Annotated in this window: 21 protein-coding genes; 14 read left to right on the top strand and 7 right to left on the bottom strand. The window is 66.3% G+C overall.

Annotated elements, in window-relative coordinates:
- Window positions 1–7: 7 nt before the first annotated feature.
- Window positions 8–508 (bottom strand): hypothetical protein, encoded by a 501-nt coding sequence (locus HTUR_RS15255; RefSeq protein ID WP_012944215.1) that lies wholly within the window; start codon window positions 506–508, stop codon window positions 8–10.
- A gap of 214 nt (window positions 509–722) precedes the next feature.
- On the opposite strand from HTUR_RS15255, the gene uvrA reads away from it, so the two are divergent.
- From uvrA to HTUR_RS15270, 3 genes are all read left to right on the top strand, one after another.
- The gene (gene uvrA, locus HTUR_RS15260) at window positions 723–3,686 is read left to right on the top strand and encodes an excinuclease ABC subunit UvrA (RefSeq protein ID WP_012944216.1); all 2,964 of its coding nucleotides are present in this window, start codon (window positions 723–725) and stop codon (window positions 3,684–3,686) included.
- A gap of 119 nt (window positions 3,687–3,805) precedes the next feature.
- Window positions 3,806–4,234 carry a hypothetical protein gene (locus tag HTUR_RS15265; protein WP_012944217.1) on the top strand — a complete coding sequence of 143 codons (429 nt, stop codon included), beginning with the start codon at window positions 3,806–3,808 and terminating at the stop codon, window positions 4,232–4,234.
- Window positions 4,235–4,407: 173 nt separating this feature from the next.
- Complete coding sequence (locus tag HTUR_RS15270) at window positions 4,408–4,980, top strand: GNAT family N-acetyltransferase (protein WP_012944218.1); 573 nt, start codon at window positions 4,408–4,410, stop codon at window positions 4,978–4,980.
- A gap of 114 nt (window positions 4,981–5,094) precedes the next feature.
- Here HTUR_RS15270 and HTUR_RS15275 read toward each other — a convergent pair whose 3' ends face one another.
- Together HTUR_RS15275 and HTUR_RS15280 are read right to left on the bottom strand one after the other, a co-directional pair.
- On the bottom strand, window positions 5,095–6,393 hold the full coding sequence (locus tag HTUR_RS15275) for an RNB domain-containing ribonuclease (protein WP_012944219.1): 1,299 nt from the start codon (window positions 6,391–6,393) through the stop codon (window positions 5,095–5,097).
- Window positions 6,394–6,512: 119 nt separating this feature from the next.
- The gene (locus tag HTUR_RS15280; RefSeq protein ID WP_012944220.1) at window positions 6,513–6,806 is read right to left on the bottom strand and encodes a DUF7562 family protein; all 294 of its coding nucleotides are present in this window, start codon (window positions 6,804–6,806) and stop codon (window positions 6,513–6,515) included.
- Between the two features lie 122 nt (window positions 6,807–6,928).
- Between HTUR_RS15280 and HTUR_RS15285 the strand changes: the two genes are divergently transcribed.
- Window positions 6,929–7,408, top strand: a complete 480-nt coding sequence (locus tag HTUR_RS15285; protein ID WP_012944221.1) for an RNA-binding protein — start codon at window positions 6,929–6,931, stop codon at window positions 7,406–7,408.
- 293 nt (window positions 7,409–7,701) lie between these two features.
- Window positions 7,702–8,835 carry an EstA family serine hydrolase gene (locus HTUR_RS15290; protein ID WP_012944222.1) on the top strand — a complete coding sequence of 378 codons (1,134 nt, stop codon included), beginning with the start codon at window positions 7,702–7,704 and terminating at the stop codon, window positions 8,833–8,835.
- Window positions 8,836–8,850: 15 nt separating this feature from the next.
- On the opposite strand, the gene HTUR_RS27480 is transcribed toward HTUR_RS15290, so the two are convergent.
- Complete coding sequence (locus HTUR_RS27480; RefSeq protein WP_012944223.1) at window positions 8,851–8,994, bottom strand: hypothetical protein; 144 nt, start codon at window positions 8,992–8,994, stop codon at window positions 8,851–8,853.
- 54 nt (window positions 8,995–9,048) lie between these two features.
- Window positions 9,049–10,398, bottom strand: coding sequence for a molybdopterin molybdotransferase MoeA (locus HTUR_RS15295; RefSeq protein ID WP_012944224.1), 1,350 nt, complete (start codon window positions 10,396–10,398; stop codon window positions 9,049–9,051).
- Between the two features lie 179 nt (window positions 10,399–10,577).
- On the opposite strand from HTUR_RS15295, the gene HTUR_RS15300 reads away from it, so the two are divergent.
- The 7 genes from HTUR_RS15300 (at window position 10,578) to HTUR_RS15330 (ending at window position 18,766) form a co-directional block, all read left to right on the top strand.
- Window positions 10,578–10,940 carry an Hsp20/alpha crystallin family protein gene (locus tag HTUR_RS15300; protein WP_012944225.1) on the top strand — a complete coding sequence of 121 codons (363 nt, stop codon included), beginning with the start codon at window positions 10,578–10,580 and terminating at the stop codon, window positions 10,938–10,940.
- 76 nt (window positions 10,941–11,016) lie between these two features.
- Window positions 11,017–12,711 carry an ABC1 kinase family protein gene (locus HTUR_RS15305; RefSeq protein ID WP_012944226.1) on the top strand — a complete coding sequence of 565 codons (1,695 nt, stop codon included), beginning with the start codon at window positions 11,017–11,019 and terminating at the stop codon, window positions 12,709–12,711.
- A gap of 42 nt (window positions 12,712–12,753) precedes the next feature.
- Window positions 12,754–13,824 (top strand): hypothetical protein, encoded by a 1,071-nt coding sequence (locus HTUR_RS15310; RefSeq protein WP_012944227.1) that lies wholly within the window; start codon window positions 12,754–12,756, stop codon window positions 13,822–13,824.
- A 169-nt stretch (window positions 13,825–13,993) separates the two neighbouring features.
- On the top strand, window positions 13,994–14,368 hold the full coding sequence (locus tag HTUR_RS15315; RefSeq protein ID WP_012944228.1) for a translation initiation factor IF-5A: 375 nt from the start codon (window positions 13,994–13,996) through the stop codon (window positions 14,366–14,368).
- Window positions 14,368–15,216, top strand: coding sequence for an agmatinase (speB, locus tag HTUR_RS15320; protein ID WP_012944229.1), 849 nt, complete (start codon window positions 14,368–14,370; stop codon window positions 15,214–15,216). The genes HTUR_RS15315 and speB overlap by 1 nt, the downstream gene beginning before the upstream one ends.
- Before the next feature lie 217 nt (window positions 15,217–15,433).
- On the top strand, window positions 15,434–17,893 hold the full coding sequence (locus HTUR_RS15325; protein ID WP_012944230.1) for a cbb3-type cytochrome c oxidase subunit I: 2,460 nt from the start codon (window positions 15,434–15,436) through the stop codon (window positions 17,891–17,893).
- Between the two features lie 105 nt (window positions 17,894–17,998).
- A complete protein-coding gene (locus HTUR_RS15330; protein ID WP_012944231.1) occupies window positions 17,999–18,766 on the top strand; it encodes a Nif3-like dinuclear metal center hexameric protein in 768 nt (255 codons plus the stop codon).
- Window positions 18,767–19,003: 237 nt separating this feature from the next.
- Here HTUR_RS15330 and HTUR_RS15335 read toward each other — a convergent pair whose 3' ends face one another.
- Window positions 19,004–19,621, bottom strand: a complete 618-nt coding sequence (locus HTUR_RS15335; protein WP_012944233.1) for a twin-arginine translocation signal domain-containing protein — start codon at window positions 19,619–19,621, stop codon at window positions 19,004–19,006.
- A 353-nt stretch (window positions 19,622–19,974) separates the two neighbouring features.
- Between HTUR_RS15335 and HTUR_RS15340 the strand changes: the two genes are divergently transcribed.
- Entirely contained in the window at window positions 19,975–21,048 is a 1,074-nt protein-coding gene (locus tag HTUR_RS15340) for a deoxyhypusine synthase (protein ID WP_012944234.1), read from the top strand.
- A gap of 448 nt (window positions 21,049–21,496) precedes the next feature.
- Here the strand turns inward: HTUR_RS15340 and HTUR_RS15345 are convergent, their stop codons facing one another.
- A complete protein-coding gene (locus HTUR_RS15345) occupies window positions 21,497–22,384 on the bottom strand; it encodes an MBL fold metallo-hydrolase (RefSeq protein WP_012944236.1) in 888 nt (295 codons plus the stop codon).
- Window positions 22,385–22,533: 149 nt separating this feature from the next.
- On the opposite strand from HTUR_RS15345, the gene HTUR_RS15350 reads away from it, so the two are divergent.
- Window positions 22,534–23,694 (top strand): NAD(P)/FAD-dependent oxidoreductase, encoded by a 1,161-nt coding sequence (locus tag HTUR_RS15350; RefSeq protein ID WP_012944237.1) that lies wholly within the window; start codon window positions 22,534–22,536, stop codon window positions 23,692–23,694.
- The last annotated feature ends 279 nt before the right edge of the window (window positions 23,695–23,973 follow it).

Here is a 23,973-nt window from a genome sequence, read left to right on the forward strand (position 1 = left end):
TCATCGGTTACTCGCTCTCCGTCGATCCCGAACTGGTGGCGGCCTCGAGCATCGTCTCCCGCTCGTCGAAGTACGCCGGGGCGTCGCGGTCGGCCTCGAACTCGAGCAGGCGGGAGAGAGCGTCCTCGCCGTCGTCGACGTCCTCGGCCAACTCCTCGGCGAGGTCCGTGTACTCGCCGGCCAGCGTCTGGAAGACCTCCATTCGGGTCTGTTTGGCCTCGAGCAGCAGCTGTTTCTCCTTGACGTTGCTCTCGAGTTCCTCGAATGCGTCGAGGTCCAGTTCGTCGCCGGGGCCGTCCGGCGTCGACGGGGCGTCGGTCCCCGTCGTCGCCGTCGAGTGGTCCTCGAGTTGCCCGCGGAGTTCGGCCATGTCCTCGTCGATCTCGGCGAGCAGGTCGTCGGCCTCGGAGCGCATGGTCTCGACGCGGCCGGAGAGGAGTCCCGCTTGCGTGTGGCAGTAGTCGACGAAGTCGTCGACCGCCAGGCCGGGGTCGGTGTCGTCGCTCATGACTTTCCGTTGGGGAGTCCGACCGAAGTCACTTTGGACTGGGGACTCGGATCGTCACGAGGTCGCGGCGACGGAGCGTTCGATCGGGCTAGCTGCTAGCAAATCCCAGGCTATCGGGCTTTCAGACCCGTTAAGTCCTTCCGGCCACTGACTCCATCACAGTGAATCGAGCAGCGAGTCGCGCAATTACTCAGTCACCGATCACCACGAAATTATGAGCAAGGACTACATCGAGGTGCGGGGCGCGGAGGAACACAACCTCAAGGACCTCGACGTCACCATTCCGCGCGAGGAGTTCACCGTCGTCACCGGCCTGTCGGGGTCGGGCAAGTCCTCGCTGGCGTTCGAGACGATCTACGCCGAGGGCCAGCGGCGGTACATCGAGAGCCTCTCAGCGTACGCCCGGAACTTCCTCGGGCAGATGGACAAGCCGCAGGTCGAGACCGTCGAAGGGCTCTCCCCGGCGATCTCGATCGACCAGAAGAACGCCGCGAACAACCCCCGATCGACGGTGGGGACCGTCACGGAACTCCACGACTATCTCCGTCTCCTCTACGCCCGCGTCGGCACCCCCCACTGTCCCGAGTGCGGCCGCGAAGTCGGCGAACAGTCGGCCCAGAACATGGTCGAACGCATCCTCGAGCTCCCCGAGGGCACGAAGGTCAAGCTGGCGGCGCCGGTCGTCCGCGACCAGAAGGGGGCCTTCGAGGACCTCTTCGAGGAATTAGTGTCGGAGGGATACGCCCGCGTCGAGATCGACGGCGAGGAACACGACCTCACGCTGGACGATCCCGATCTGGACGAGAACTTCGATCACACCGTCGACGTCATCGTCGACCGCGTGAAGGTCTCCGCGGAGGACCGCCCGCGCATCATCGACAGCGTCGAAACCGCGCTCGACGAGGCCGAGGGCGTCCTGAAGGTCATCCTGCCGGACGCGCCCAAAGACGTCGCGAGCGACCTCGGCGAGGCGGCCCGTCGGACGGGCGCGCTGGGCGACGAGACCGAGGAGGACGACCGCTTCGTCGTCGAGTTCTCGAAGGACCTCGCCTGTACCCACTGCGGGATCGACGTCCCCGAGATCGAGACCCGCTCCTTTTCGTTCAACTCGCCCCACGGCGCCTGTCCCGAGTGCGAGGGGCTGGGCGAGACCAAGGAGGTCGACGAGGATCTGGTCGTCCAGGACGAGTCCAAGCCGCTCAAGCACGTCTTCGAGGCCTGGAGCTACAACCGGTCGTACTACCGGACCCGCCTCGACGCCGTCGCCGAGCACTTCGGCGTCTCGCTGTCGACGCCGTTCGAAGAGTTAGACGAGGACGTCCAGCGGGCGTTCCTCTACGGCACCGACGACGAGGTCGTGTTCAAGCGAAGCACGAAGAACGGTACCCGCCGGAAGCGAAAGCGCTTCGAGGGCGTCATTCCGAACCTCGAGCGCCGGTATATCGAGACCGACTCCGACTCGACCAGAGAGCACATCGAGGACTACATGTCCGCGACGGAGTGTCCGGCCTGTGACGGCACGCGGCTGAAGGCCGCGAGTCGGGCCGTGCTCGTCGACGGGACGGCGATCACTGAGATCAACGCGATGAGCATCGGCGACGCCCTCGAGCACTTCGAATCGATGGAGGCGAACTTCACCGAACGCGAGAAGGTGATCGCCGAGGAGATCTTAAAGGAGATCCGCGCGCGTCTGGGCTTCATGTGCGAGGTCGGCCTCGAGTACCTTACGCTCGATCGGGAGGCCGCGACGCTGTCGGGCGGCGAGAGCCAGCGCATCCGCCTCGCCACGCAGATCGGTTCCGGCCTCGTCGGCGTCCTCTACGTGTTAGACGAGCCCTCGATCGGGCTCCACCAGCGGGACAACGACCGCCTGCTGGACACCTTGGAGGAACTGCGGGACCTCGGAAACACCCTCATCGTCGTCGAACACGACGAGGAGACGATGCGCCGAGCGGACCAGGTCATCGACATGGGGCCCGGTCCGGGCAAGCGCGGCGGCGAGGTCGTCGCCAACGGCCCCGTCGAAGAGGTCAAGGCGACCGAGGGCTCCGTGACGGGCGAGTACCTCTCCGGCCGCCGGCAGATTCCGGTCCCCGACGAACGCCGCGACGCCGACGGGGCACTCACGATCCGCGGCGCCCGCCAGCACAACTTGGACGACGTCGACGTCGACATCCCGCTCGGCAACTTCACGGCGATCACGGGCGTCTCCGGCTCCGGCAAATCGACGCTCATGCACGAGGTGCTCTACAAGGGACTGGCCCGCGAGATGAACGACAACACGTCGGTCATTCCTGGCGACCACGACGCCCTCGAGGGCCTCGAGGACATCGAGACCGTGCGCCTGATCGACCAGTCGCCGATCGGCCGCACACCCCGCTCGAACCCGGCGACGTACACCAACGTCTTCGACTACATCCGCGAGCTGTTCGCTCAGACGAAGCTGGCGAAACAGCGCGGCTACGAGAAGGGACGGTTCTCCTTCAACGTCAAGGGCGGCCGCTGCGAGGAATGCGGCGGACAGGGCACCGTCAAGATCGAGATGAACTTCCTGAGCGACGTCTACGTCCCCTGTGAGGAGTGTGACGGCGCCCGTTACAACGACGCCACGCTCGACGTCACCTACAAGGGCAAGACCATCGCCGACGTCCTCGAGATGGAAGTCGAGGAGGCCTACGAGTTCTTCGAGTCCTCGAGCCAGATCCGACGGCGCCTGAAGCTGCTGAAGGACGTCGGCCTCGACTACATGAAGCTCGGCCAGCCCTCCACGACGCTGTCGGGCGGCGAGGCCCAGCGGATCAAGCTCGCCGAGGAGTTGGGGAAGAAGGACACGGGGGAGACGCTCTACCTGCTCGACGAGCCCACCACCGGGCTCCACAGCGAGGACGAGCGCAAGCTCATCGACGTCCTCCACCGGCTGACCGACAACGGCAACACCGTCGTCGTCATCGAGCACGAGCTCGACCTCGTGAAGAACGCCGACCACATCATCGATCTCGGCCCCGAGGGCGGCGAGAACGGCGGCGAGATCGTCGCGACCGGTACGCCCGAGCAGGTCGCGCAACTCGAAGATTCCCACACCGGACGCTACCTGCGTGATCTGCTGCCGAAAGTGGATCTCGAGGGGCCGCGCGGCGAGCGCGTCGAGCCCGTGACGGCGCCGATGGACGACGACTGATCGCGACTCGACGACCGGTTTCTTGGTTTTCCGCGTTTTCCCGTTTCGCTCTCGTCTCGCCCAGCTCCGACGACCGCGATCCGAACGGGTAATGGCGGCCGCAGCCGAATCGGCGTCCGATGAACGCTCGCAAGGCCGTCCTCCGCCGCGGGCTCGCGGGCGGTGGCGCCGTGACGCTCCTGCTGGCCGTCAGCTTCGTCGCCGCGCTGGGGATTCCGACGACGCCGTCGATGATCGCGATCGTCGCGTGGCTCGTCGCCGTCGGGTGCGGGATGCTCGCCGCCGGCCGCCGGGAGCGGGTCTCGCTCGGGTCGACGACCCTCGAGTGGCCCCGCGTCGCCGCCGCCGCGATCACCCTGCTGGCCGTCGGCTGGGCCGCGATCAGCCTCATCAGCCTCCTTCGGGGCGACGGTATCACCGGACTCGGACCGCTCGAGGGCGTGCTCACCGCTGGCCTCGTGAGCTACTTCGCGTGGTTCGCCCGCGAGTGCTGGGTCGGCGGCAGCGTGATCGGGACGGAAGCGTTCGTCGTCGAAGGAGGACGGTGACGCGGGATCGGTCGGGGTCGATTCCCGTCTGACGGTCCGCCGACCGCCGGCGAACGTTTCAGACGGACCGACACCGCCGCGATCGAGACAGTCGGATATCGACGTATCAGGACCTGTATAACCGTTCAACGGCCGGCCACGAACTTTTAGTCGCTGAGTTGTTAGGACTTCGCGTGACTCGAGCCGTTCGGCCGGCGACCCGCGACGACGCCTGGGCGATCCACGAGACGGCCCGCGAGAGCTGGCACGCCGCCTACGACGAGATCCTCGGGTCCGACCGGGTCGACGAGGTCGTCGACGACTGGTACGCGATCGGCGACCTCGAGTCGTCGATCGCCGGCGCGAGCGAGCGGACGGACGTGGCCTTTCTCGTCGCCGAACCGACCGACAGCGAGTCTCGAGTGCGATCGACGGGGGAGCGCAGCGGCGAGTTCGACCGCGAGTGTGCCGGGTTCGCCCACGCCGTCCCGTGGCCGGAGGACTCCGCGGTCGGCTACCTCGCGCGCCTGTACGTCAGCCCCGAGATCTGGGGCGAGGGGATCGGGACGCAGTTGTTGACGCGACTCGAGAGAGACCTCGAGCACGCGTTCGACCGCCTGCGACTGGCCGTCCTCGCGGCCAACGACGTCGGGATTGCGTTTTACGAGTCCGCGGGGTTCGAACGCGTCGCGACCCGTGAGAACGATCTGGCCGCGGGGCTCGAGGAGTACGTCTACGAGCGACCGATAGCGACCGAGATGCGATAGCCCGAGGCGGTCGCCGATTCGGGCGACGTTTCTGATCCCTCGGCGAGCGGTTCCGGACCTTCGCCGCGCCGAACGACAATCGAGAAACAGGGGAAATCGGACGACTACCGGCCGCTACAGCGTCTTGTCGGCTTCGTCGTCGTCCACGATTTCGATCCCGCGGTTGTTGACCGCCATCGGGTCGAGGCCGACCTCCTGGAGGAAGTTCTTGTACTCCCGTTCGCACTGCTCGGCGTCCTTCTGCTTGTCGCTGGCGCGGTCGCAGAGTTCGATCAGGTTCTCGGGGACGTCGTTCTGGTAGACGATCCAGTGGTTGATCAGGTCGCTGAGCCGGCGGATGGGGCTGGTGAAGTGGCCGTAGATCTCGAAGTTCAGCGCGTGGTGGCCGCCGAAGGGGTCGTTCATGTACTTCGCGCGGGGCATCACCTTCATCACCGCCCACTGGATCTTGTCGAGTTGCCGGCCGGGCGCCTCCTCGAGCGTCGCGTTGACCGCCTTTCGCGGGTCGTCCCACGTGTCGCCGGGGATCGAGACGCCGTCTAAGTCCTGAATTTCGCGGAGGGCTTCGGACCACTCGTCGGGGCTGGGCTGGGGGTGGACCCGGTACATCGCCTCGACACCGCGATTCCACATCAGCTCGTGCGTGACGGCCTTGTTGGCCTTCAGCATGCACTCCTCGATGATCGTGTGGGCCCGGTCGCGGCTCGGGTTCAGGACGAGCGAGCCGTCCTCCTTGCGCTGTTCGTGCATTCGATTCGCGACCTCGTAGACCAGTGTGTTCTCCTCGTGGAGGTCGGCATCGGGGTCCTCGAGTCGATTTTCGGCCTGCGAATAGGTCAGGCGCTCGTCGGACTGGATGACCGACTTATAGATCTCGATGTTCTCGTAGGAGAGGTTCTCCTTGTCGAGGTGCATCTCGACGGTGTGGGCGAGTCGGTCCTCGTTAGCGACCAGCGAACAGACCGTCTCGGCGAGCACCGGCGGCAGCATGTGGACTGTGTAGCCGGGCAGGTAGACCGTGTTGCCCCGTTCGACGGCCTCGTCCCACATCGCCGTGTCGGGATTAACGTAGTGGGTGACGTCGGCGATGTGGACCCAGAGGACGTACTCGTCGTCGCGCTCCTCGATCGAGAGCGCGTCGTCGAAGTCCTGGGCGTCGATCGGGTCCGTCGTCCAGGTCGTCAGATCTCGCAGATCCTTCCGTTCGTCGATCTCGTCGCTGATCTCGGCCGTCACGCCCTCTGTTCGGGCTTCGGCCTCCTCGAGGACCTCGGCGGGGAACTCGTCGCGGAGTTCGAACTTCTCGAAGAGTTCCTCGCGTTTGTTCTCGAGGTGGCGCGCGAGGTCCTCCGAGACTTCGACCGGGCCCTGGGCCTCGGCCGTCCCGGCCTCGGCCTGTGCGTCGTTACTCATATCGGGGCCTACGGACGTGAAGGTGAAAGTCGTGTCGGGATGGGCAGGCGACCGCTGGAGCGGTCGAAGCCCGAATTGGCGCCGCTCGAGGGACGCTGTGAACTCGACGCGGTTCGCCGTCAGGACTCCTCTTCGAGCGTCCCGTAGCGCTCCTCGACGGTCTCGAGGTAGTCGGCGAGAAAGGCGTCCCGATCCGTTTCGCCGGCCTCGCTCTCGACGAGTAAGGCCTCGAGTTCGTCCCGCGGATAGTGACAGAGCTCGTCGTGACAGGATTTACAGAGGTGTTCGAACTCCTTGTCCTCGCGATCCCAGCGGTCGCCGTGTTTGTCGTACTCGCGCGCCATCGACCGGGTGACCTGGTCGCCGCAGGCGAGACACGTGACCGTCTCAGTGCGCGTCCGGGAGGGCCACATAGCTAACCGGACACCGTGCTAGTACTTAGCAATTATCACACTCGTAATCGGCGGCGACTCTCAGGGCCTCCGATCGGTCGCCGAACGGGCCTTTTATCTCCCGTTCGGTCGTTGGACCGGGTATGCAGGTCAAGTCCCGACACCACCTCCGCAGCGATGCCGTCTCGGACGTCGAGACGGCCCTCGAGGAGCAACTCGGCGTCTCACCCGACGGGGATGCTTACGAGCGCGTCGAGTTCGAGGACACCGACTGGGAGGTCGTTCTCATCGACGGCGAGCCACGGGTTGCATACTTCGACGAAGAGCCGTTCCTGACCGTCAGAGGTGCCAACGCCTACGAACCCGAGAAGCGGCTGGTCACGGTCGATGCCGGCGCGATCTCGTTCGTCAGCGACGGCGCGGACGTGATGCGGCCGGGGATCACGGAGGCCACCGACGACATCTCGCCCGACGATCTGGTCGTCATCGCCGAGGAGTCCCACGGGAAGGTGCTGGCGGTCGGCCGCGCCCGCGTCGACGGCGACGATATGACCGGCAACGAGGGGAAGGTCATCGACTCGCTGCACCACGTCGGCGACGAACTCTACGAGTTCTCCGGCTAACGACGCTAGCATCCGCTCGCGAAGCGAGCGGTTCCCCGCCGGAGCGGGGCGAAGCCCCGTAACGACGGCCTTTTTTCATCAACGGTCGCAAGAGCGAAGCTCTTGCTACGCCCATCAGAAATCTTCGATTTCTGAGGACGTTTTTTGGCAGCGTGGGACCGGAGGTCCCACGTGACGTGCGAACGGGCCTTCGGCCCGTGAGCAGACGGGGTTCGAGCGAGCGAAGCGAGCGAGGATCCCGTTAAAAAGGTTGGTGGGGAACCGTTACGGTCCTTCCGCTGGAGTGGTGTGGTATGACACGACTCCCCGATTCGGACCGCGAGCGGATCGCCGCCCTCTTCGACCGCCACCTCGAGGTCGGGCTCCACCACGGCGCGCAACTGGCCGTCTACGTCGACGGCGAGCGGGTGCTCGACCTCGCGGGCGGCCGCGAAGGGCCCGACGGCGACCGGGAGACGCCCGAGACGCGACACGTGCTGTTCTCGTGTACGAAGCCCTACGCCGCCGTGACGCTGCACACGCTGGTCGACGAGGGGGAACTCGACTACGACGACCGCGTCGTCGACCACTGGCCGGAGTTCGCCGACGAGGGCACCGAGAAGGCCGAAATCACCGTTCGGCAGGTGCTCAGCCACACCGCGGGGCTCAACACGGGTGAGATCGACGACCGGCCCGACCTCTGGACCGACTGGGAGGCCGCGGTCGCGCAGATCGAAGCGATGGAGCCGAACTTCCCGCCGGGCGAGACGCCGGCCTACCACGCGCTCACGTTCGGCTGGCTGGTCGGCGAACTCGTCCGTCGGGTGTCCGGATCGTCGATCGAGGAGGCCGCAAAAGAGCGCGTGTTCGAGCCGCTGGGAATGGACGACACCGGGATCGGCCTCCGGGAGGGCGAGGACGACGACGTGGCGACGCTGGTCGGCTTCGAGGCGTTCGATCGCTGTCGGGACCCGGGCGAGGGGCTCGGGGACAACACCGAGGTCGCGGCGCCGTTCAACGCCGAAGAGATCCACCGCGCCGTGATTCCGGCGGCCAACGGGATCGGAACCGCCGGCGACATGGCGCGCTTCTACGCCTGCCTCGCCAACGGCGGCGAGCTCGAGGGCACCCGGTTCCTTTCGGCGGAGACCGTCGAGCGGATGACGGCCCTTGAGGCCGAGACCGACGCGGACGGTACGCTCGGGCGGGAGGGACGGTTCGCGCTCGGTTTCTGGAAGGGCGGGACGACGGTCGCCCCCTACGGAACGCTCTCGCCGGAACGAACGTTCGGCCACGCGGGGCTGGGGAGCAGCGTCGGCTGGGCCGACCCCGAGGAGAATATCGCCTTCTCGTACGTCACGAACGGGGTTCGGGACGGCTCCTACGAGCACGTCGCTCGCGTGAACGCGCTCGCGGACGCGGTTCGGCTCGCGATACTGTCGGAGTGAGCCCGGTGAGAGGGGCTAGTTGACCAGGTTGTAGAAGACGTCGCTGAACATGATCAGGATCAGCGCCGCGATGACGATGAGCACCAGAAAGGTGAAGAACACGATCGCGGCCTGCCGTCCGTCCAGCGTTTCCCCCTCGAGGAATTCGTTCAGTTCCATGACTGTGCGTACGATCGTCACGGTAAAAACAGTGTCGAGATGAACCGCTGCGGGTTACGTGTTCGGCTCCCAGTCCTGCACGGCGACGGTCTCGCCCGCGGGGATCCCCTCGCGGTCGTCGTCGACGACCACCCACCCGTCGGCCAGCGCGACGCTCGAGAGCACGCCGGAACCGCTCGCTCGAGTCGGCGTCGCCGCGAATCGCGGCTCGCCGGCCCCGAAGTCGTCGCCGTCGTCCGGGTCGCGATCCTCGAGTCGGACCCGCGCGAAGGTCCGCGTCCCGGGCTCGCTGGGGATCTTGCGCTCGAGGCGGGCGTGCGTGGTCGGATGCGGGTCGGGCTCAGTCCCCTCGAGCCAGCGCATTACGGGCCGGAGGAACTGGACGGCGTTGACGATACAGGCGACGGGATAGCCCGGCAACGCGAGGACGGGCGTCTCCTCGACGATTCCGAGACAGACGGGGTGGCCGGGCTTGAGCCCGACGCCGTGGACGACCACCTCGCCCAGTTCGTCGATCACCTCGGGTAAGAGGTCGCGTTCGCCGACGCTCGAGCCGCCGGTGGTGACGATGACGTCCTTCGTCAGGTCCCGCTGGATCGCCACGCGAAGCGACTCGAAGTCGTCGGTGACGACGTCACGATAGGTCGCGCGACCGCCCCAGCGCTCGACGAGTCGGGAGACGGTGAGCCCGTTGGTCTCGATCACTTCGCCCGGCCCCGGCTCGCCCTCGACGAGTTCCTCGCCGGTCGGGATCACGCCGACCGTCGGGGGCTCGGCGACCGCGACGCGGGCGTAGCCCGCCGACCGCAACAGACCCAGGTCCGACGGCCGCAGCCGGTGGCCCGCGTCGTAGAGGTGCTGGCCTTCCTCGACATCCTCGCCGACCGGCGCGACGTTCTCGCCTTCGGCGACCGCGTCCTCGATCTCGACCTCACCGGCCGACTCGAGTTCGGTCACCCGTTCGATCATGACGACGGCGTCGGCGCCCTCGGGGAGGGCACTGCCGGTGTGAACGCGGGCCGCCGTGTCGGGCCCGACGTCGGCGTCGGTGCCGACGCCCTCGGCGATCCGCAACACTTCGGGAGAGCGGTCGCTGGCGCCGAACGTGTCCGCCGCACGGACAGCGTAGCCGTCCATCGCGGCCCGCTCGTAGTGGGGCACGCTCCGGGCCGAGGTGACGGGGGCGGCCAGCACGCGGCTGTCCGCGCGCTCGACGTCGATCCGCTCGGTGCCCGTCAGCGGCGAGAGCGCGTCGCCGGCGTCGGCCGCGTCGCCGTCCCCACCGGTCCCGTCGCCGGTATCGCTTTTCCTCACGACGGCCTCCTTGAGTATCCGTCGCGCCTCGTCGACCGGCGTCCGTTCCTTGAACCCGGCCCGCTTGCGCTCGCTGTCGGCTCCGTCCATACCCTCACTCGGGTCGCCGGGCGCCTAAAACGTGGGGGACCGGTCCGGTCGGCGGTGCCAGCCGCCGTAGTCGAGTGGGGCCAGCGCGTGGCGCGTCCCGCGTCGCACGGGACAGGCAGCTGGCCGCCGAATCGACCGCTACCGCGGCCTTTTTCGTATCGGCGTTCGAACCTGTAGTCATGTCAGCGCTTCGCGCCGCACTGCAGGATCTCTCCGAAGACGTCTTCTTCGATCTGCTCGAGAGCGAGGACGCCTACCTGCTCGTCCTCGACGTTCCGGGCGTCTCCGCCGACTCCCTCGAGGCGGCGGTCGACGACGGCCGGCTCTCCATCGAGGCCCACCGCGAGAAGGACCCCGCGGACGACTACCAGTACCTCGAGGAGAACCGCTCGCTCTTTCTGGATATCGAGCTCCCCCTCCCCGCCGACGCGGTCGGCACGGAGACGGAAGCGGTCGTCGAACGCGGCGTCCTCGAGCTGACCCTCCCCAAAACGTCGGCGACGGGCGAGACGACGATCGACGTCGTCGAGGAAGACTCCTAACCTGAGGTGACACAGACTGGGCTCCCTCCGTGCGTACAAGCGGTTCGTCCTCGTCGCGTGGCAGTTCCTCCCGCTCTTGCTCGCGTACGCCCGTGACCGCCATCGATTCCTGCTGTTCGGGCGGCCGCGATCGGTCGACGCCGAGACCCACCGCCACCGCGCGGAGGTCCTCCTCGAGTCGCTGCTGACGCTCGGGCCGACGTTCATCAAACTCGGCCAGCTGCTCTCGACCCGTCCCGACGTGCTCCCGCCGGCGTACCTCGACGTCCTCGCGGCGCTGCAAGACGAGGTGCCTCCGGCCGACTGGGCCGATGCGAAACGGGTCCTCGAGGAAGAGATCGGTCCCGTCGACGAGCGATTCGTCGGGTTCGAGACCGAGGCGATCAGCGGCGCGAGCCTCGGGCAGGTGTATCACGCGCGGGTCGATCCCGAGGCCGTCGACGCCGTCGGGACGGCGGACCTGACGGCTGAACCTGGTGACACTCGAGCGGACGGCACCGGAGGACGCGACCCCGCCGGCCGCGAGGTCGCGGTGAAGATCCGACGGCCGGAGATCGAGGAACTGGTCAACGCCGACCTGCGGGTCATCAAGTGGTCGCTACCGATCCTGCTGTACTTCGTCGACGAGTCCCGAGCGTTCTCGCTGCGAAACCTCGCCGACGAGTTCGCGAAGACGATCCGCGAGGAGATGAACTACGAGCGCGAGGCCGAGATGCTCCGGGAGATCCGAGGCAACTTCGCCGACGACGATCGCTTCGTCATCCCCGACGTGATCGAGAGCCACTCCGGTCGGCGCGTGCTCACGATGGAGTACATCAAGGGAACGAAGATCAACGATCTCGAGGAACTCGAGCGAAAGGGGATCGACCGCACGCGACTCGCCGAGAACTTGGAACGGGCGTACCTGCAGATGATCATGGACGACGGCGTCTTCCACGCCGATCCGCACCCGGGGAACCTCGCGGTGACCGACGACGGTCGGATCGTCTTCTACGACTTCGGGATGTCGGGGCGGGTCGACTCGTTCGTCCAGGAGAAGATCATCGACTTCTACGTCGCCGTCGCCAACCAGGACATCGACGGCATCCTCGACGCCTTGATCGAGATCGGCACCTTGAGCCCCGACGCCGACCGGGGCGTGATGGCCGAGGTGATGGAGATCGCCATCCAGGACGCCCGCGGTGAAGACGTCGAACAGTACCGGGTCAATCAGATCGTCGGCCAGATCGAGGACTCGATCTACGTCTTCCCGTTCCGACTCCCGAAAAATCTCGCGCTCGTTTTGCGGGTCGCGACCGTCGTCGAGGGAGTCTGCGTCACGCTCGATTCCGACTTCGACTTCATCTCGGTCGCGACCGACTACCTCACCGAGGAGGGGTATCGCGAGGAGTCCATCCGACAGTACGCCCGGGAGACCGGCGAGAACATCCGCAGAACCGGTGAGTCGCTAACTCGACTCGCGCCGAAGGCCGAGCGCGCCCTCGACCGACTCGACCGGGACGACCTCTACGTCCGCATCGGTCTCGAGGACGAGGAGAACGTCTTCGACCAGTTCGCGAAGCGGCTGATCTACGGTATGTTGCTCACGATGTCGCTGTTCTCGACAGGGGTCCTCTACGCCCTCGAGGCGCCCCGGGCGTCGATCGTCGCGGCCGTCTTCTCGCTGGTCGTGACGGTCCTGCTCTACCGCTCGTTCCGCGAACGGAGGGGCATCGGCGCCAAACCGCAGTTCACGCGACAGAACATGCGCCAGCGCCGCGGCGAGGAGTAGGCAGGGTCAAACGTTCTTTTCGCTGGCGCTCGAGTGTCCGGTATGGACTACGAGCGAATCGCCGACCTGTCGGTGACGATCGACGAGGTGTCGACCGACCGCCTCGAGCGCGAGACCTCGAGCGAGTTCACGCGCGTCACGACCGAGTTCGCGCTGTCGGGACCGGGGCCGGACGGCGAGCCGGTCGTCGGCCGCGGTGAGGACGTTACCTACGAGACCGACGAGCACGACGCGCTGGCCGAATCGGGACTGCCCGATCTCGCCGGCGAGTACACGATCGACTCCTTTTCCGCCCACCTCGAGTCGGTCGATCTCTTCCCGGCGGGGCCGCCCGACCGCGAGGTCTTCCGCAACTACCGGCGCTGGGGGCTCGAGAGCGCGGCGCTGGACCTCGCCTTGCGGCAGGCCGACACCGACGTCGCGAGCGCGCTCGGCCGGTCGCTCGACCCCGTCCGGTTCGTCGCCAGCACGCGGCTGGGCGAGCCACCGACGACCGATCGCCTCGAGACCCTGCGCGAACGGGTCCCGGGCCTCGAGTTCAAACTCGATCCGATTCCGGCCTGGGACGACGACCTCGTAGCGGCGATCGACGATACCGTCGGAGCCGATGCGATCCGCATCCTAGACCTCAAGGGCCAGTACAAGGGGACCGACGTCGACGTGCCTGCCGATCCCGAACTGTACGAGCGAGTGCTCGAGGCCTTCCCCGACGCGGTGGTCGAGGATCCCGCCCTGACCGCTCGGACGCGGCCGCTGTTCGACGATTCCGACGTCCGCGGCCGGGTGTCGTGGGACGCCCCGATCCACAGCGTCGAGGACGTCGAGGACCTGCCGTGGGAGTCCGACTGGCTCAATATCAAGCCCTCGCGCTTTGGCTCGCTCGAGTCGCTGCTCGAGACGCTGGCCTACTGCGAGGCGAACGAGATTCGGCTGTACGGCGGCGGGCAGTTCGAACTCGGTGTCGGCCGGGGGCAGATCCAGACGCTCGCCGCGCTGTACTACCCCGACGGACCCAACGACGTCGCGCCGCGAGCGTACAACGATCCGACCGTCGGGGACGGGCTGCCTGCGAGCCCGCTCGAGCCGTCGACCGACCCCCGCGGGTTCCGCTGAGACGGGACGTGAGCGGCGACTCGAGACGGGTTCGGTTTCGCATCGTCGGGTTCGAATCGCGGGGCGGGCCGGCGTCGGCCTCGCGAGCCGCGTCCGCCGTGTCACCGACTGACTCGGTGCCAGCGGCCATTCCAAACGGTTTATGCACGTCGATTGATTACGCCGGGACATGGCGAAACAGCAGACCGAAGTTCGCGACCTCCAGGAAGGAAGCTACGTGATGATCGAGGACACGCCGTGTAAGATCAACGCCTACTCGACGGCGAAGCCGGGCAAACACGGCAGCGCCAAGGCGCGCGTCGAGGCCGAGGGCGTCTTCGACGGCAAGAAGCGATCGCTCTCCCAGCCGGTCGACGCGAAGATCTGGGTCCCGATCATCGAGCGCAAACAGGGCCAGATCGTCTCCGTCGACGGCGACGACATGCAGGTCATGGACCTCGAAACGTACGAGACGATCACGATGCGCGTCCCCGACGACGCCGACGTCTCCCCCGACGAGAACATCGAGTACCTCGAGATGGAAGACCAGCGAAAGATCGTCTGATGTTTCCCGGGGCGACCGACGACGGCGAGGGGAGCCACACGGCGGGCGAGACCGACCGTGACGGCGCGAACTTCGTGGTCGTCGGTGCGCCCCTGGACGTATCGACGACCTTTCAGCCGGGGACCCGATTCGGTCCCCGACGCATTCGAACTTTTGCCGAACCGTTCGACGACTACGACCACCGGAGGGACCAGTACTTCTCCGACCTCGGCGTCGAGGACCACGGCGACGTCCGCGCGTGGGACAATGCCAAAGAGTACCTCGAGTACCTCGAGGGGACGCTGCGCGGTGTCGTCTGGGACGACGCCGTCCCGCTGACGCTCGGCGGGGAACACACCGTCTCGCTGGCGGGCGTTCGCGCCGTCGAACCCGAGGTAGTCGTCGTGCTCGACGCCCACCTCGACCTCTACGAGGCCTACGACGGCAACGCGCTCTCTCACGCCTCCGTCACCCGACGGATCCTCGAGGTCGATTCCGTCGACGACGTGTTCGTCCTCGGCGCTCGGACCGGCAGCGAGGCGGAGTGGGAGCGGGCCCGAGAACCGGACGTGACGGTCGTCCCACCCGAAGACGTCGCCGACTGGCCGTTAGCGGATCGACTGGACGGTCGCGACGCCTACCTGAGCGTCGACATCGACGCCGCCGACCCAGCCTACGCGCCGGGGACCGGAACCAGAGAGCCGTTCGGCCTCGAGTCCCGCGAGCTGCGCGACGTCGTCCGCGCGGTCGCACCGCAGGCGAACGGCTTCGACGTCGTCGAGGTCAACGACCGCGACGAGGGACAGACCGCGGCGCTGGCCGGGAAACTCGTCCGTGAGTTCGTCTTCTCACACGCCGACGGCTGGTAGGACCGTCGAACCGCCGGTCCCATCGCGCTCGTGTGTGTGCCGACTCGTGATTTTCGAGCGAACGCTGGAAAGATTGGATACCTTGCAACTGCATCGCACATATTGATAGCCGGAATCGGTGGAGAGATCCGATGGTTATGGTGTCCCGCGTTCGTCTACCTGGGGAAGAGAGGGGAGACCGGATCGAAACACGAGCGCGGTGTCCAGAGGTGAGGGCATGAGCGACCTCCCTCCGCGGACGACCGTCAAACGGTGGCTAGTGACGACCAACCACAAGGATATCGGGATCCTCTATCTGGCGACGGCGCTGTTTTTCCTCCTGTTGGGGGGCGTACTTGCGCTCCTGTTCCGTGCACACATGTGGGTGCCCGGCGGGACGGGGCTACTCGAGAACGTCGAGTTCAACCAGGCGGTCACCAACCACGGCCTGATCATGGTGTTCCTGTTTCTCTCGCCCTTCGCGGCCGGCTTCGCGAACTACTTCGTCCCGCTCCAGATCGGCGCGAAGGATCTGGCGTTCCCGCGACTGAACGCCCTGAGTTACTGGTTCTATCTGTTCTCGGGAATCCTTTTCGCCGTCGCGTTCTTCCAGGAGCGGGCGTTCGCCGGCGGCTGGTACATGTACGCGCCGCTGAACGTGCCGATGTACCATCCCGCGATGCAGGCGACGACGGGCGGCAACGGAACGATTCTCGGGCTAATTCTGTTCGTCATGTCGATTACGCTCGGCTCGGTGAACTTCCTCACGACGATCCACCGCTCGCGGGCGGAGGGCCTCGGCCTGTGGAACATGCCCCTGTTCACCTGGTCGTGGCTGCTGACGATCTGGATGATGCTGTTCGCGTTCGCGGCGCTGCTGGCCGCACTCCTGTTGCTCGCGAGCGATCGACTCCTCCTGACCCAGTACTTCGCGACCGACGAGGGCTCGAGTCTGTTATGGGCGCACCTGTTCTGGTTCTTCGGGCATCCGGAGGTGTACATCGTCTTCTTCCCGGCGTTGGGAATCATGTTCGAGACGTTCCAGACCTTTACGGGACGGCGACTCGTCGGCCGCAAGTGGGTCATCATCGCGATGGTCCTCGTCGCGGTCCAGTCGTTCCTCGTCTGGGCCCATCACATGTTCCTGACGACGATCAACTTGGAGATCAAGACGCTGTTCATGGCGACGACGATCGGGATCTCGCTGCCCTTCGATCTGATGATCTTCTCGCTGATCTACACGATGGTCAAGGGACGCGTGCGGTTTACCACGCCGTTCCTCTTCTCGCTGGGAGCGCTCGTCCTGTTCATCCTCGGCGGCATCACGGGAGTGTTCCTCGGCGCCGTCGTGCTGGACTACGAGTTCCGGGGCACCTACTGGGTCGTCGCCCACTTCCACTACGTGATGGTCTCGGGGGTGACCGCCCTGATCGGCGGCCTCTACTACTGGTGGCCGAAGATCACCGGGAAGATGTACTCCGAGACGCTCGGAAAGCTCAACTTCGCGGTCTACTTCGTCGGCTTCAACCTGCTGTACTTCCCGATGTTCCTCGCCTGGGAGACGCCGCGACGCGTCTTCCACTACGGCGAGGCGGTTCACATCTATCATCAGGCGGCGACCGTCGGCGCGTTCGTCTTCGGCGCGTCGTTCCTGATCACGTTCTACACGCTCGTGAAGAGCCTACTCTCGGGACCCGACGCTCCGGATAACCCCTGGGAGTACTCTCGTACCGCCGAGTGGGCGACCCCCTCGCCGCCGCCGCTCGACAACTGGGACGGACGCCCGAGTTACGCCAGCGGCCGCCTCGAGTTCGTCGAGGACACGGCGGCGACGACCGACGGCGGCGTGACGACCGCGGTGGAGAGTCAAGCGGAACACGCCGACCACGCCAGCATCTGGCCGGTGGGAATCGGCTTCGGTACCTTCGTGTTCTTCCTCGGGCTGACCGGGCTGACGCCGTACACGGTCGAATTCGCACGGGGAACCGGCGAGGTCAGCCAGGAAATCGTCGGAACGAGCGCCGAGCAGACCATCGTCTACCCGATTCTGATCCTCCTCGGCGTCGGGATCCTCGGTTACACGCTCTTCGAGTACGGCCGCGAGGAGTTCAACGCGCCGGAGATGGCGATCGCCAGCCGCTGGCCGTTCGAAGGGATCGGCACCACGAAACTCGGCGTCTGGTTCTTCCTGGCCTCCGACGTCGTCGTCTTCGGCGCCGCCATCGGGAGCTACGTCTTCGCGCGGCTCCACGCCGGCTGGGGGACCTGGGGCACCGTCCCGCCGTCGGCGATGGTCGGCCTCTTCAACACGTACGTCCTCTTGACCTCGAGTTTCACGGTGATCCTGGCGCTCGTCTTCGCCGAGCGCGGGAACAAGCGAGGGCTGCTCGCCACGATGGGCGCGACGCTGGTGCTCGGGCTGACGTTCCTTGGGGTCAAGGGCTGGGAGTGGAGCCAGGAGTTCGCCCACGGCATCTACTGGTTCACCGACATCCACTACTCGACGTACTTCGTCACGACCGGGCTGCACGCGCTCCACGTGATCCTCGGGATGTTGATCGCCGCGTTCATGCTCTACCGGATCGTCACCGTCGACGCCTACCTGACCGATCACCGGCCGGTCGAGTTCTTCGGGCTCTACTGGCACTTCGTCGACATCGTCTGGGTGATCCTCTTCCCGCTGTTCTACCTGATGTAGAACCCGCCTCTTCGCTGGCGTCCCCGTTTCTACCGTGTTCGCTACTGGCCGGACGGGAGACCGGAATCAGCCGGATACAAGGCGACCGCTGCCGAACGGCCGATCATGAACCTCTCGACGGTCGTCGACCGACTCGACGAGGAGCTGCGAATCGCCGACTACGCCGACCTCGACGCCAGCGCGAACGGGCTGCAGGTCGGACCGGACGAGGCCGAGATCGAGCGCGTCGCGTTCGCCGTTGACGGCGTCCGCGAGACGTTCGATCGCGCGATCGAGGCCGACGCGGACCTGCTGGTCGTTCACCACGGGCTCTCGTGGGGCGGCTTCGACCGCGTGACGGGACGGACCTACGATCGGATCACCCCCCTGATCGAGAACGACCTCGCGCTGTACGTCGCCCACCTCCCGCTGGACGGCCACCAGGAACTGGGCAACGCCGCCGGCGTCGCCGACGTCCTCGAGCTCGAGGACCGCGCGCCGTTCGGCGAACTCGGCCCCGAGTACATCGGCCAGCGCGGGACGGCGGCGGATTCCTACGCGCCCGACGAGTTGCGCGAGCGCCTCGAGAGCGAACTCGAGACCGATGGACAGCCCGTCCAGCACCTCGCGTTCGGTCCCGACGAGATCGAGGACGTGGCGATCGTCACCGGCAGCGGCGTCGACTGGCTCGACGAGGCCGTCGAGTCGGGGGCGGATGCGCTCGTGACTGGCGAGGGGAAAGGGAAGGCCTACCACGAGGCGAAGGAGGCGGGAATCCACGTCTTCCTCGCGGGCCACTACGCGACGGAGACGTTCGGCGTCCGATCGCTGCAGGAGTTGGTCGAGGACTGGGGTCTCGAGACGACGTATCTCGAGGTACCGACCGGGCTGTGAGGGCGACGGGAATGGAACCGGTTTCGAGGCAGTCCGGTGTACTCCGCAGCGGGAACGCGGTTATCTCGGCGATCGAGGGGAAATATCCGCGGGTCGGTTCGAAGGACGGATACCGAACGAGTGCGTCGCCGTCGGTCATCGACGACGAGTCACCGTTCGATGGTGCAGCCACGGAGTGGCTCGAGTGACGTTCGACGGAAGAAAACGGCCTCCGAGATCCGGTCCGCGATCGTTGAGTTAGCCGCCGCCGGGAGTAGTATTATTACCGCCGGTGGTCACGTTGCCGCCGTTTCCGTCGGTGACGGCCGCGCCTCGGTACTCTTCCCACCAGCGATCCGTCTCGAGAATCTGATCTTCGGTTTCCTCTTCTGCGGGACCGAAATTGATCGTGGCCAACCGGGGATCGTCCTCGAACAGCGACCACTCCGGACTCACCTCGTACACCTGCGGCTGGTTCCGGTCTTCATCGTCCACGACGAATCCGAAGTTTTCGTCGTACTGCCCGACTTCGGCGTCGTTCGCGACGAACAACTGAACGTGTTCGCCGGTGTTGAGCCACCGGATCATGCGCGTGTTGTAGTCCGTGAACCAGCTATCGTCGATCCCCCCGTAATTGGGGTTCCACTCGATGACTCCCGAGACGAACGTGAACCGCGCCTCCGGGTGGAAGTTGTTCTGGAAGATCAACGCTTTCCACGGCCCTTCACCGATATCGCCGTCTCCATCCTGTGCGCTCGCGACGCCCGACGCCGCGGCACTCACGCCAACGGTCGTGATGGCGCTCTTCTTGAGGAATGATCGGCGCGATTCATCGCTAACGAGTCTGTCAGGCAGGCGTGTGTCGTTATCGGTCATGGTCTTCTCGCCCCGCTAGCGTTCTCAAACCGAACCGGAAGCCGAGAAAAGGGGGACGTTCGTTCACGGCCGTAATCGCCCGATGTCTCACTGTTTTCGATCTCGTCACCGCCGTTACGGTACGGGAAAGACGCCGTCGCTAGCAGATAACAGCGTGTTATCGCTCAGGTAATTTACAATTCGGAGAACGTTCGCGGTGTGTTCGCCTCGATCGTGGGTGGGCGGTCTGCGACTGGAATCGTCCACGGACCGGGGCGTCAACGGAGCCCACCGAGGCGCAGTCGCGGACATCTCGAGGCGTCGGAGCGACGCGAACCGCGGCGTTCAAACCGCTGGCTCGCGGATGCGAAGACATGAGTGACGAGCACGAGCACGGGAGCGACGACGGCGACAGCGAGGCGGACGGGGACAGCCACCACGAACCCGAGCGCGAGACGTTCTCGCACGATCCGGTCGGCCACGCCGAGGTCCGGGCGGGGATGACCGTCGGCGAACTCGCCGACCAGTACGGGAACGCCGGCGTCGGCGCGGCGGACCTCCACGAGGCCGTCGACGTGACCGAGTCGATGTTCGACGACGACGTGACGGTCTTCTTCGGCCTCGCGGGCGCGATGGTCCCCACGGGGATGCGACGGATCGTCGCCGACCTCATCCGCGAGGGCCACATCGACGTCCTCGTGACGACCGGCGCGAACCTCACCCACGACGCCATCGAGGCCATCGGTGGCAAACACCACCACGGCGAGGTCCACGCCGAGGGGAAGACCGAGCGCGAACACGACGAGACGCTGCGCGACGAGGGCGTCGACCGCATCTACAACGTCTATCTGCCTCAGGAGTTCTTCGCCGACTTCGAGAGCCACCTCCGCGAGGAGGTCTTCCCGGTGCTCGAGGCCGAATGCGAAGAGGAGGGAGCGGTCTCCATTCAGCGGCTCACCGAGGAGCTGGGACGGGCGAACCTCGAGGTCAACGACCGCGACGACGTCGACGAGGGCCCCGGGATCGCCGCCGCGGCCTACGAGAACGACGTGCCGATCTACTGCCCCGCGGTCCAGGACTCCGTGCTCGGCCTCCAGGCCTGGATGTACTCCCAGACGGGCGCGTTCACGCTGGACGCGCTGGCCGACATGACGCCGCTGACCGACATCGCCTTCCACGCCGATGAGGCCGGTGCGTTCGTCGTCGGCGGCGGCGTTCCGAAGAACTTCACCCTCCAGACGATGCTCGTCGCCCCCGACGCCTACGACTACGCCGTCCAGTTGACCATGGATCCCAAGCAGACCGGCGGTCTCTCCGGCGCCACCTTAGACGAGGCCCGCTCGTGGGGCAAACTCGAGAAGGACGCCGACAACGTCTCCGTCTACGCCGACGCGACGATCACGTTCCCGCTGGTAGTGGCCGCCGCGCTCGAGCGACTCGAGAACTAGTCGGACAGCGCTCGAGAACGTTCGGATACCGATCGTTTCACGTGCGGTGGCGCGCGCTGAACCGTAGTGAGCGACTAGCGAACTGCGGTTCGATACTGCGCGAGGGATGAGTGAGCGATCGAAGGGAGCGAACGAATCGGTTGGGGAGGGAGTGGCAATTCCCTGTTGCCACGATAGCAGAGCCACCATGTTTCTCTCAGTTGTCCCGGTTCTACCACTGCGTGATGGAAGCGAAGACGAAGAGCATCCAACTCATGCTGGCGACAAGGATTGCCACATCCTCCCCAACCGATTCGCTCAGTCGCTTCACTCCATCGCTCATCCCTCGCGCGATAGTAATCGGTAGCCCTCACTGTCGTTCGGTCGACCGACAGCGCGCGCCACCGCAGACCGAATACTCGAGCCAGCGTGAGACAACGAACCGCTATCCTGTCTGTTCGCCGAACGCCTAGCCGCGACGATCCGACGACGGTTCGAACTCGAACGTCTCGCCGTGCTCGAGGTACTCGACCCGATCCTCGAGTCCCGCTTTCCGGATCGCCTGCTTGAAGTTCGACAGCGGCGACCGGAACACCTCGTAGTCGTTGTAGTGGATCGGGATCGCCGTGTCGGCGTCGATCAGGTCGACCGCCTCGACGCCCTGGGCGGCGTCCATCGTCAGGAGCACGCCCAGAATTCGCGTCCCGCCCAGATGGAGCAGGGCGAGATCGATGTCGGGGTAGCGCTCGGGGATCTCCTCGAGCGCGTCGTAGACGAGCGTATCGCCCGAGACGTAGAGCCGCATGAGCGGCGGGTCGTCAGGTCTCGCGTCCCCGTCGGCGGGCCGGAACTCGAGCATGCTCCCCATCACCGGCGGCAGCCCCTTCGAGACGACCGGCGGGCCGTGTCGACCCGGCATCGCGGTGATCGTCAGTTCGGCCTCGCCCTTGCGGATCCGGAACACGTCCCACGTCTCGAGCGGATACGTCTCGAGAAAGCCCTTCTCGGCGAGTTCGACGGCCGCGTGCGGAGTCGTGACGATCGGGAGGTCGGAATCGAGTTTCGCCTCGGCGACGCGGTCGAAGTGATCGCCATGGTAGTGGGAGAGCAGGACGAAGTCGATCGGCGGGAGGTCCTCGATCTCGAGGGCGGGATCGGTCCGCCGGCGCGATTTGATCCCGTAGCCGAGATGGACGTGATCGCCGCTGTGGAGGAAGTTGGGATCCGTGAGGATCGTGAAGCCGGCATACTCGATGATGACGGTCGCGGTCCCGACGAAGAAGATCGACCCCTGCTCGAGGTCGTCGTCGGTCTCCGCGGTCGGCAACTCGAGGTCGGCGGCGTGATCCAGACTCATGGACGGCCCTCCACCGCGGCCACGTTTCAATCCCATTCGGAACGCGTGGGACTGACACGGCGCGTGATACGAGTCGCGGCGATCGATTCGGCGTCCCCGGCCGCATATTCACGGCCCAGCCTCAACCCGCTGGGCGACCTCCGACGCGTATGACCGAGCCACTCGAGTACGAAGTCGTCGTGATCGGCGGTGGTCCCGCCGGGCTGACGACGGCGATCTACACCACGCGACTTGGCCACCGCACGGCCGTCTTCGAGAAGGAAGGCGGCCGCCACGCGGCGGTATCCCACGTCCACAACCTGCTGGGCGTCTCCGAGAACGTCTCCGGCGAGCAGCTGGCGACCCACGCCGTCGACCAGCTCGAGCACTACGGCGGGGACTTCTTCCCAGGCGCGGTCGAGTCCGTCGCTCGGTTGGATTCCGGCGACGGCGGTGACGACGACACCGACTGCACGGACGCCGGCGGACCGCGCTTTCGGCTCGAGTCCACCCACGCCACCGTCGACGCCCGGCGGGTCGTCTTCGCGACGGGATTTCGGGATCGGAGCCCGGACGTCCCGGAACTCGAGCGCTTCACGGGCCGCGGGCTGCACTACTGTCTGCACTGTGACGCGTACACGCTGAGCGACGGGTCGGTGTTCGTGCTCGGTCACACGGAGAGTGCGGCCCACGTCGCGATGTCGATGCTCAACTTCACCGCCGACGTGGACCTCCTGCTCGACGACCGCGAACCCGAGTGGGACGATGAGACCGACGCGCAACTCCGGGCCCACCCGCTCGAGGTGATCGACACGGCCGTCGTCTCCGCCGACGCGGACGAGACGATCCCCGAGGACGAGCCGCCGTGGCTCGGCGGTCTCTCCTTCGCCGACGGGACCGAACGGGACTATCTGGGCGGCTTCGCGATGTACGGCTCCACGTACAACGCCGATCTGGCCGCGGATCTCGGCTGCGACCTGCGCGAGGACGGCGCCATCGCGGTCGACGAGAACCGAGAGGCCAGCGTCGACGGCGTCTACGCCGTCGGCGACGTCACCCATGGCCAGAACCAGACCACCATCGCCGTCGGCGATGGCGCCTATGCGGGGCTGGCGATCCACAAGGACCTCCGGCCGTTTCCGAAGTCCGTCGCGGAACTCGAGGCCCTCGAGGGCGAGGGCGAGGGCGGGAGTGACGGGGAGGGCTGGGGCGAGGGAACGCTCGAGGACGGGGTGCCGGGAGCCGCGGCGGATCTGCGCGCCCGGATGCGACGCGTTCGCGATCTCGAGACGCATCCCGGGCTTCGCGGGCCGTCGCCCGGTCGCGAGTGACCGGTGGGTTCGGAACTCGCCGTTCCCGTGATCGATATGCGATGATCTACTCCTGTTCGCGTGGATAGCGATGTCCGCGAGCGGAACTGGACCCGAACGAAGCGTTCTGTTCACGCTGGCAGCTGTGAGTGCCACACCCTCCCCAACCGATTCGCTCAGTCACTGCGTTCCATCGCTCATCCACTGGAAGACGCGCAGCGTCTTCCAAGCCTATGTTCGCTACGCTCACAGAGACCTCGCACGACGTTCTCGGTTGCCCTCACTGCCGTTCGGTCGACC

Source organism: Haloterrigena turkmenica DSM 5511, from assembly GCF_000025325.1.
Lineage (GTDB): Archaea > Halobacteriota > Halobacteria > Halobacteriales > Natrialbaceae > Haloterrigena > Haloterrigena turkmenica.

Bases quoted from the DNA above. Each gene is read 5' to 3' on its own strand.
- HTUR_RS15280 (WP_012944220.1), bottom strand. From the start codon at position 6,806: ATGTGGCCCTCCCGGACGCGCACTGAGACGGTCACGTGTCTCGCCTGC.
- HTUR_RS15330 (WP_012944231.1), top strand. From the start codon at position 17,999: ATGAACCTCTCGACGGTCGTCGACCGACTCGACGAGGAGCTGCGAATC.
- HTUR_RS15340 (WP_012944234.1), top strand. From the start codon at position 19,975: ATGAGTGACGAGCACGAGCACGGGAGCGACGACGGCGACAGCGAGGCG.
- HTUR_RS15315 (WP_012944228.1), top strand. From the start codon at position 13,994: ATGGCGAAACAGCAGACCGAAGTTCGCGACCTCCAGGAAGGAAGCTAC.
- HTUR_RS15255 (WP_012944215.1), bottom strand. From the start codon at position 508: ATGAGCGACGACACCGACCCCGGCCTGGCGGTCGACGACTTCGTCGAC.
- HTUR_RS15335 (WP_012944233.1), bottom strand. From the start codon at position 19,621: ATGACCGATAACGACACACGCCTGCCTGACAGACTCGTTAGCGATGAA.
- HTUR_RS15350 (WP_012944237.1), top strand. From the start codon at position 22,534: ATGACCGAGCCACTCGAGTACGAAGTCGTCGTGATCGGCGGTGGTCCC.
- HTUR_RS15275 (WP_012944219.1), bottom strand. From the start codon at position 6,393: ATGAGTAACGACGCACAGGCCGAGGCCGGGACGGCCGAGGCCCAGGGC.
- HTUR_RS15310 (WP_012944227.1), top strand. From the start codon at position 12,754: ATGGACTACGAGCGAATCGCCGACCTGTCGGTGACGATCGACGAGGTG.
- HTUR_RS15300 (WP_012944225.1), top strand. From the start codon at position 10,578: ATGTCAGCGCTTCGCGCCGCACTGCAGGATCTCTCCGAAGACGTCTTC.
- HTUR_RS15265 (WP_012944217.1), top strand. From the start codon at position 3,806: ATGAACGCTCGCAAGGCCGTCCTCCGCCGCGGGCTCGCGGGCGGTGGC.
- uvrA (WP_012944216.1), top strand. From the start codon at position 723: ATGAGCAAGGACTACATCGAGGTGCGGGGCGCGGAGGAACACAACCTC.
- HTUR_RS15295 (WP_012944224.1), bottom strand. From the start codon at position 10,398: ATGGACGGAGCCGACAGCGAGCGCAAGCGGGCCGGGTTCAAGGAACGG.
- HTUR_RS15290 (WP_012944222.1), top strand. From the start codon at position 7,702: ATGACACGACTCCCCGATTCGGACCGCGAGCGGATCGCCGCCCTCTTC.
- HTUR_RS15285 (WP_012944221.1), top strand. From the start codon at position 6,929: ATGCAGGTCAAGTCCCGACACCACCTCCGCAGCGATGCCGTCTCGGAC.
- HTUR_RS15345 (WP_012944236.1), bottom strand. From the start codon at position 22,384: ATGAGTCTGGATCACGCCGCCGACCTCGAGTTGCCGACCGCGGAGACC.
- HTUR_RS15325 (WP_012944230.1), top strand. From the start codon at position 15,434: ATGAGCGACCTCCCTCCGCGGACGACCGTCAAACGGTGGCTAGTGACG.
- speB (WP_012944229.1), top strand. From the start codon at position 14,368: ATGTTTCCCGGGGCGACCGACGACGGCGAGGGGAGCCACACGGCGGGC.
- HTUR_RS27480 (WP_012944223.1), bottom strand. From the start codon at position 8,994: ATGGAACTGAACGAATTCCTCGAGGGGGAAACGCTGGACGGACGGCAG.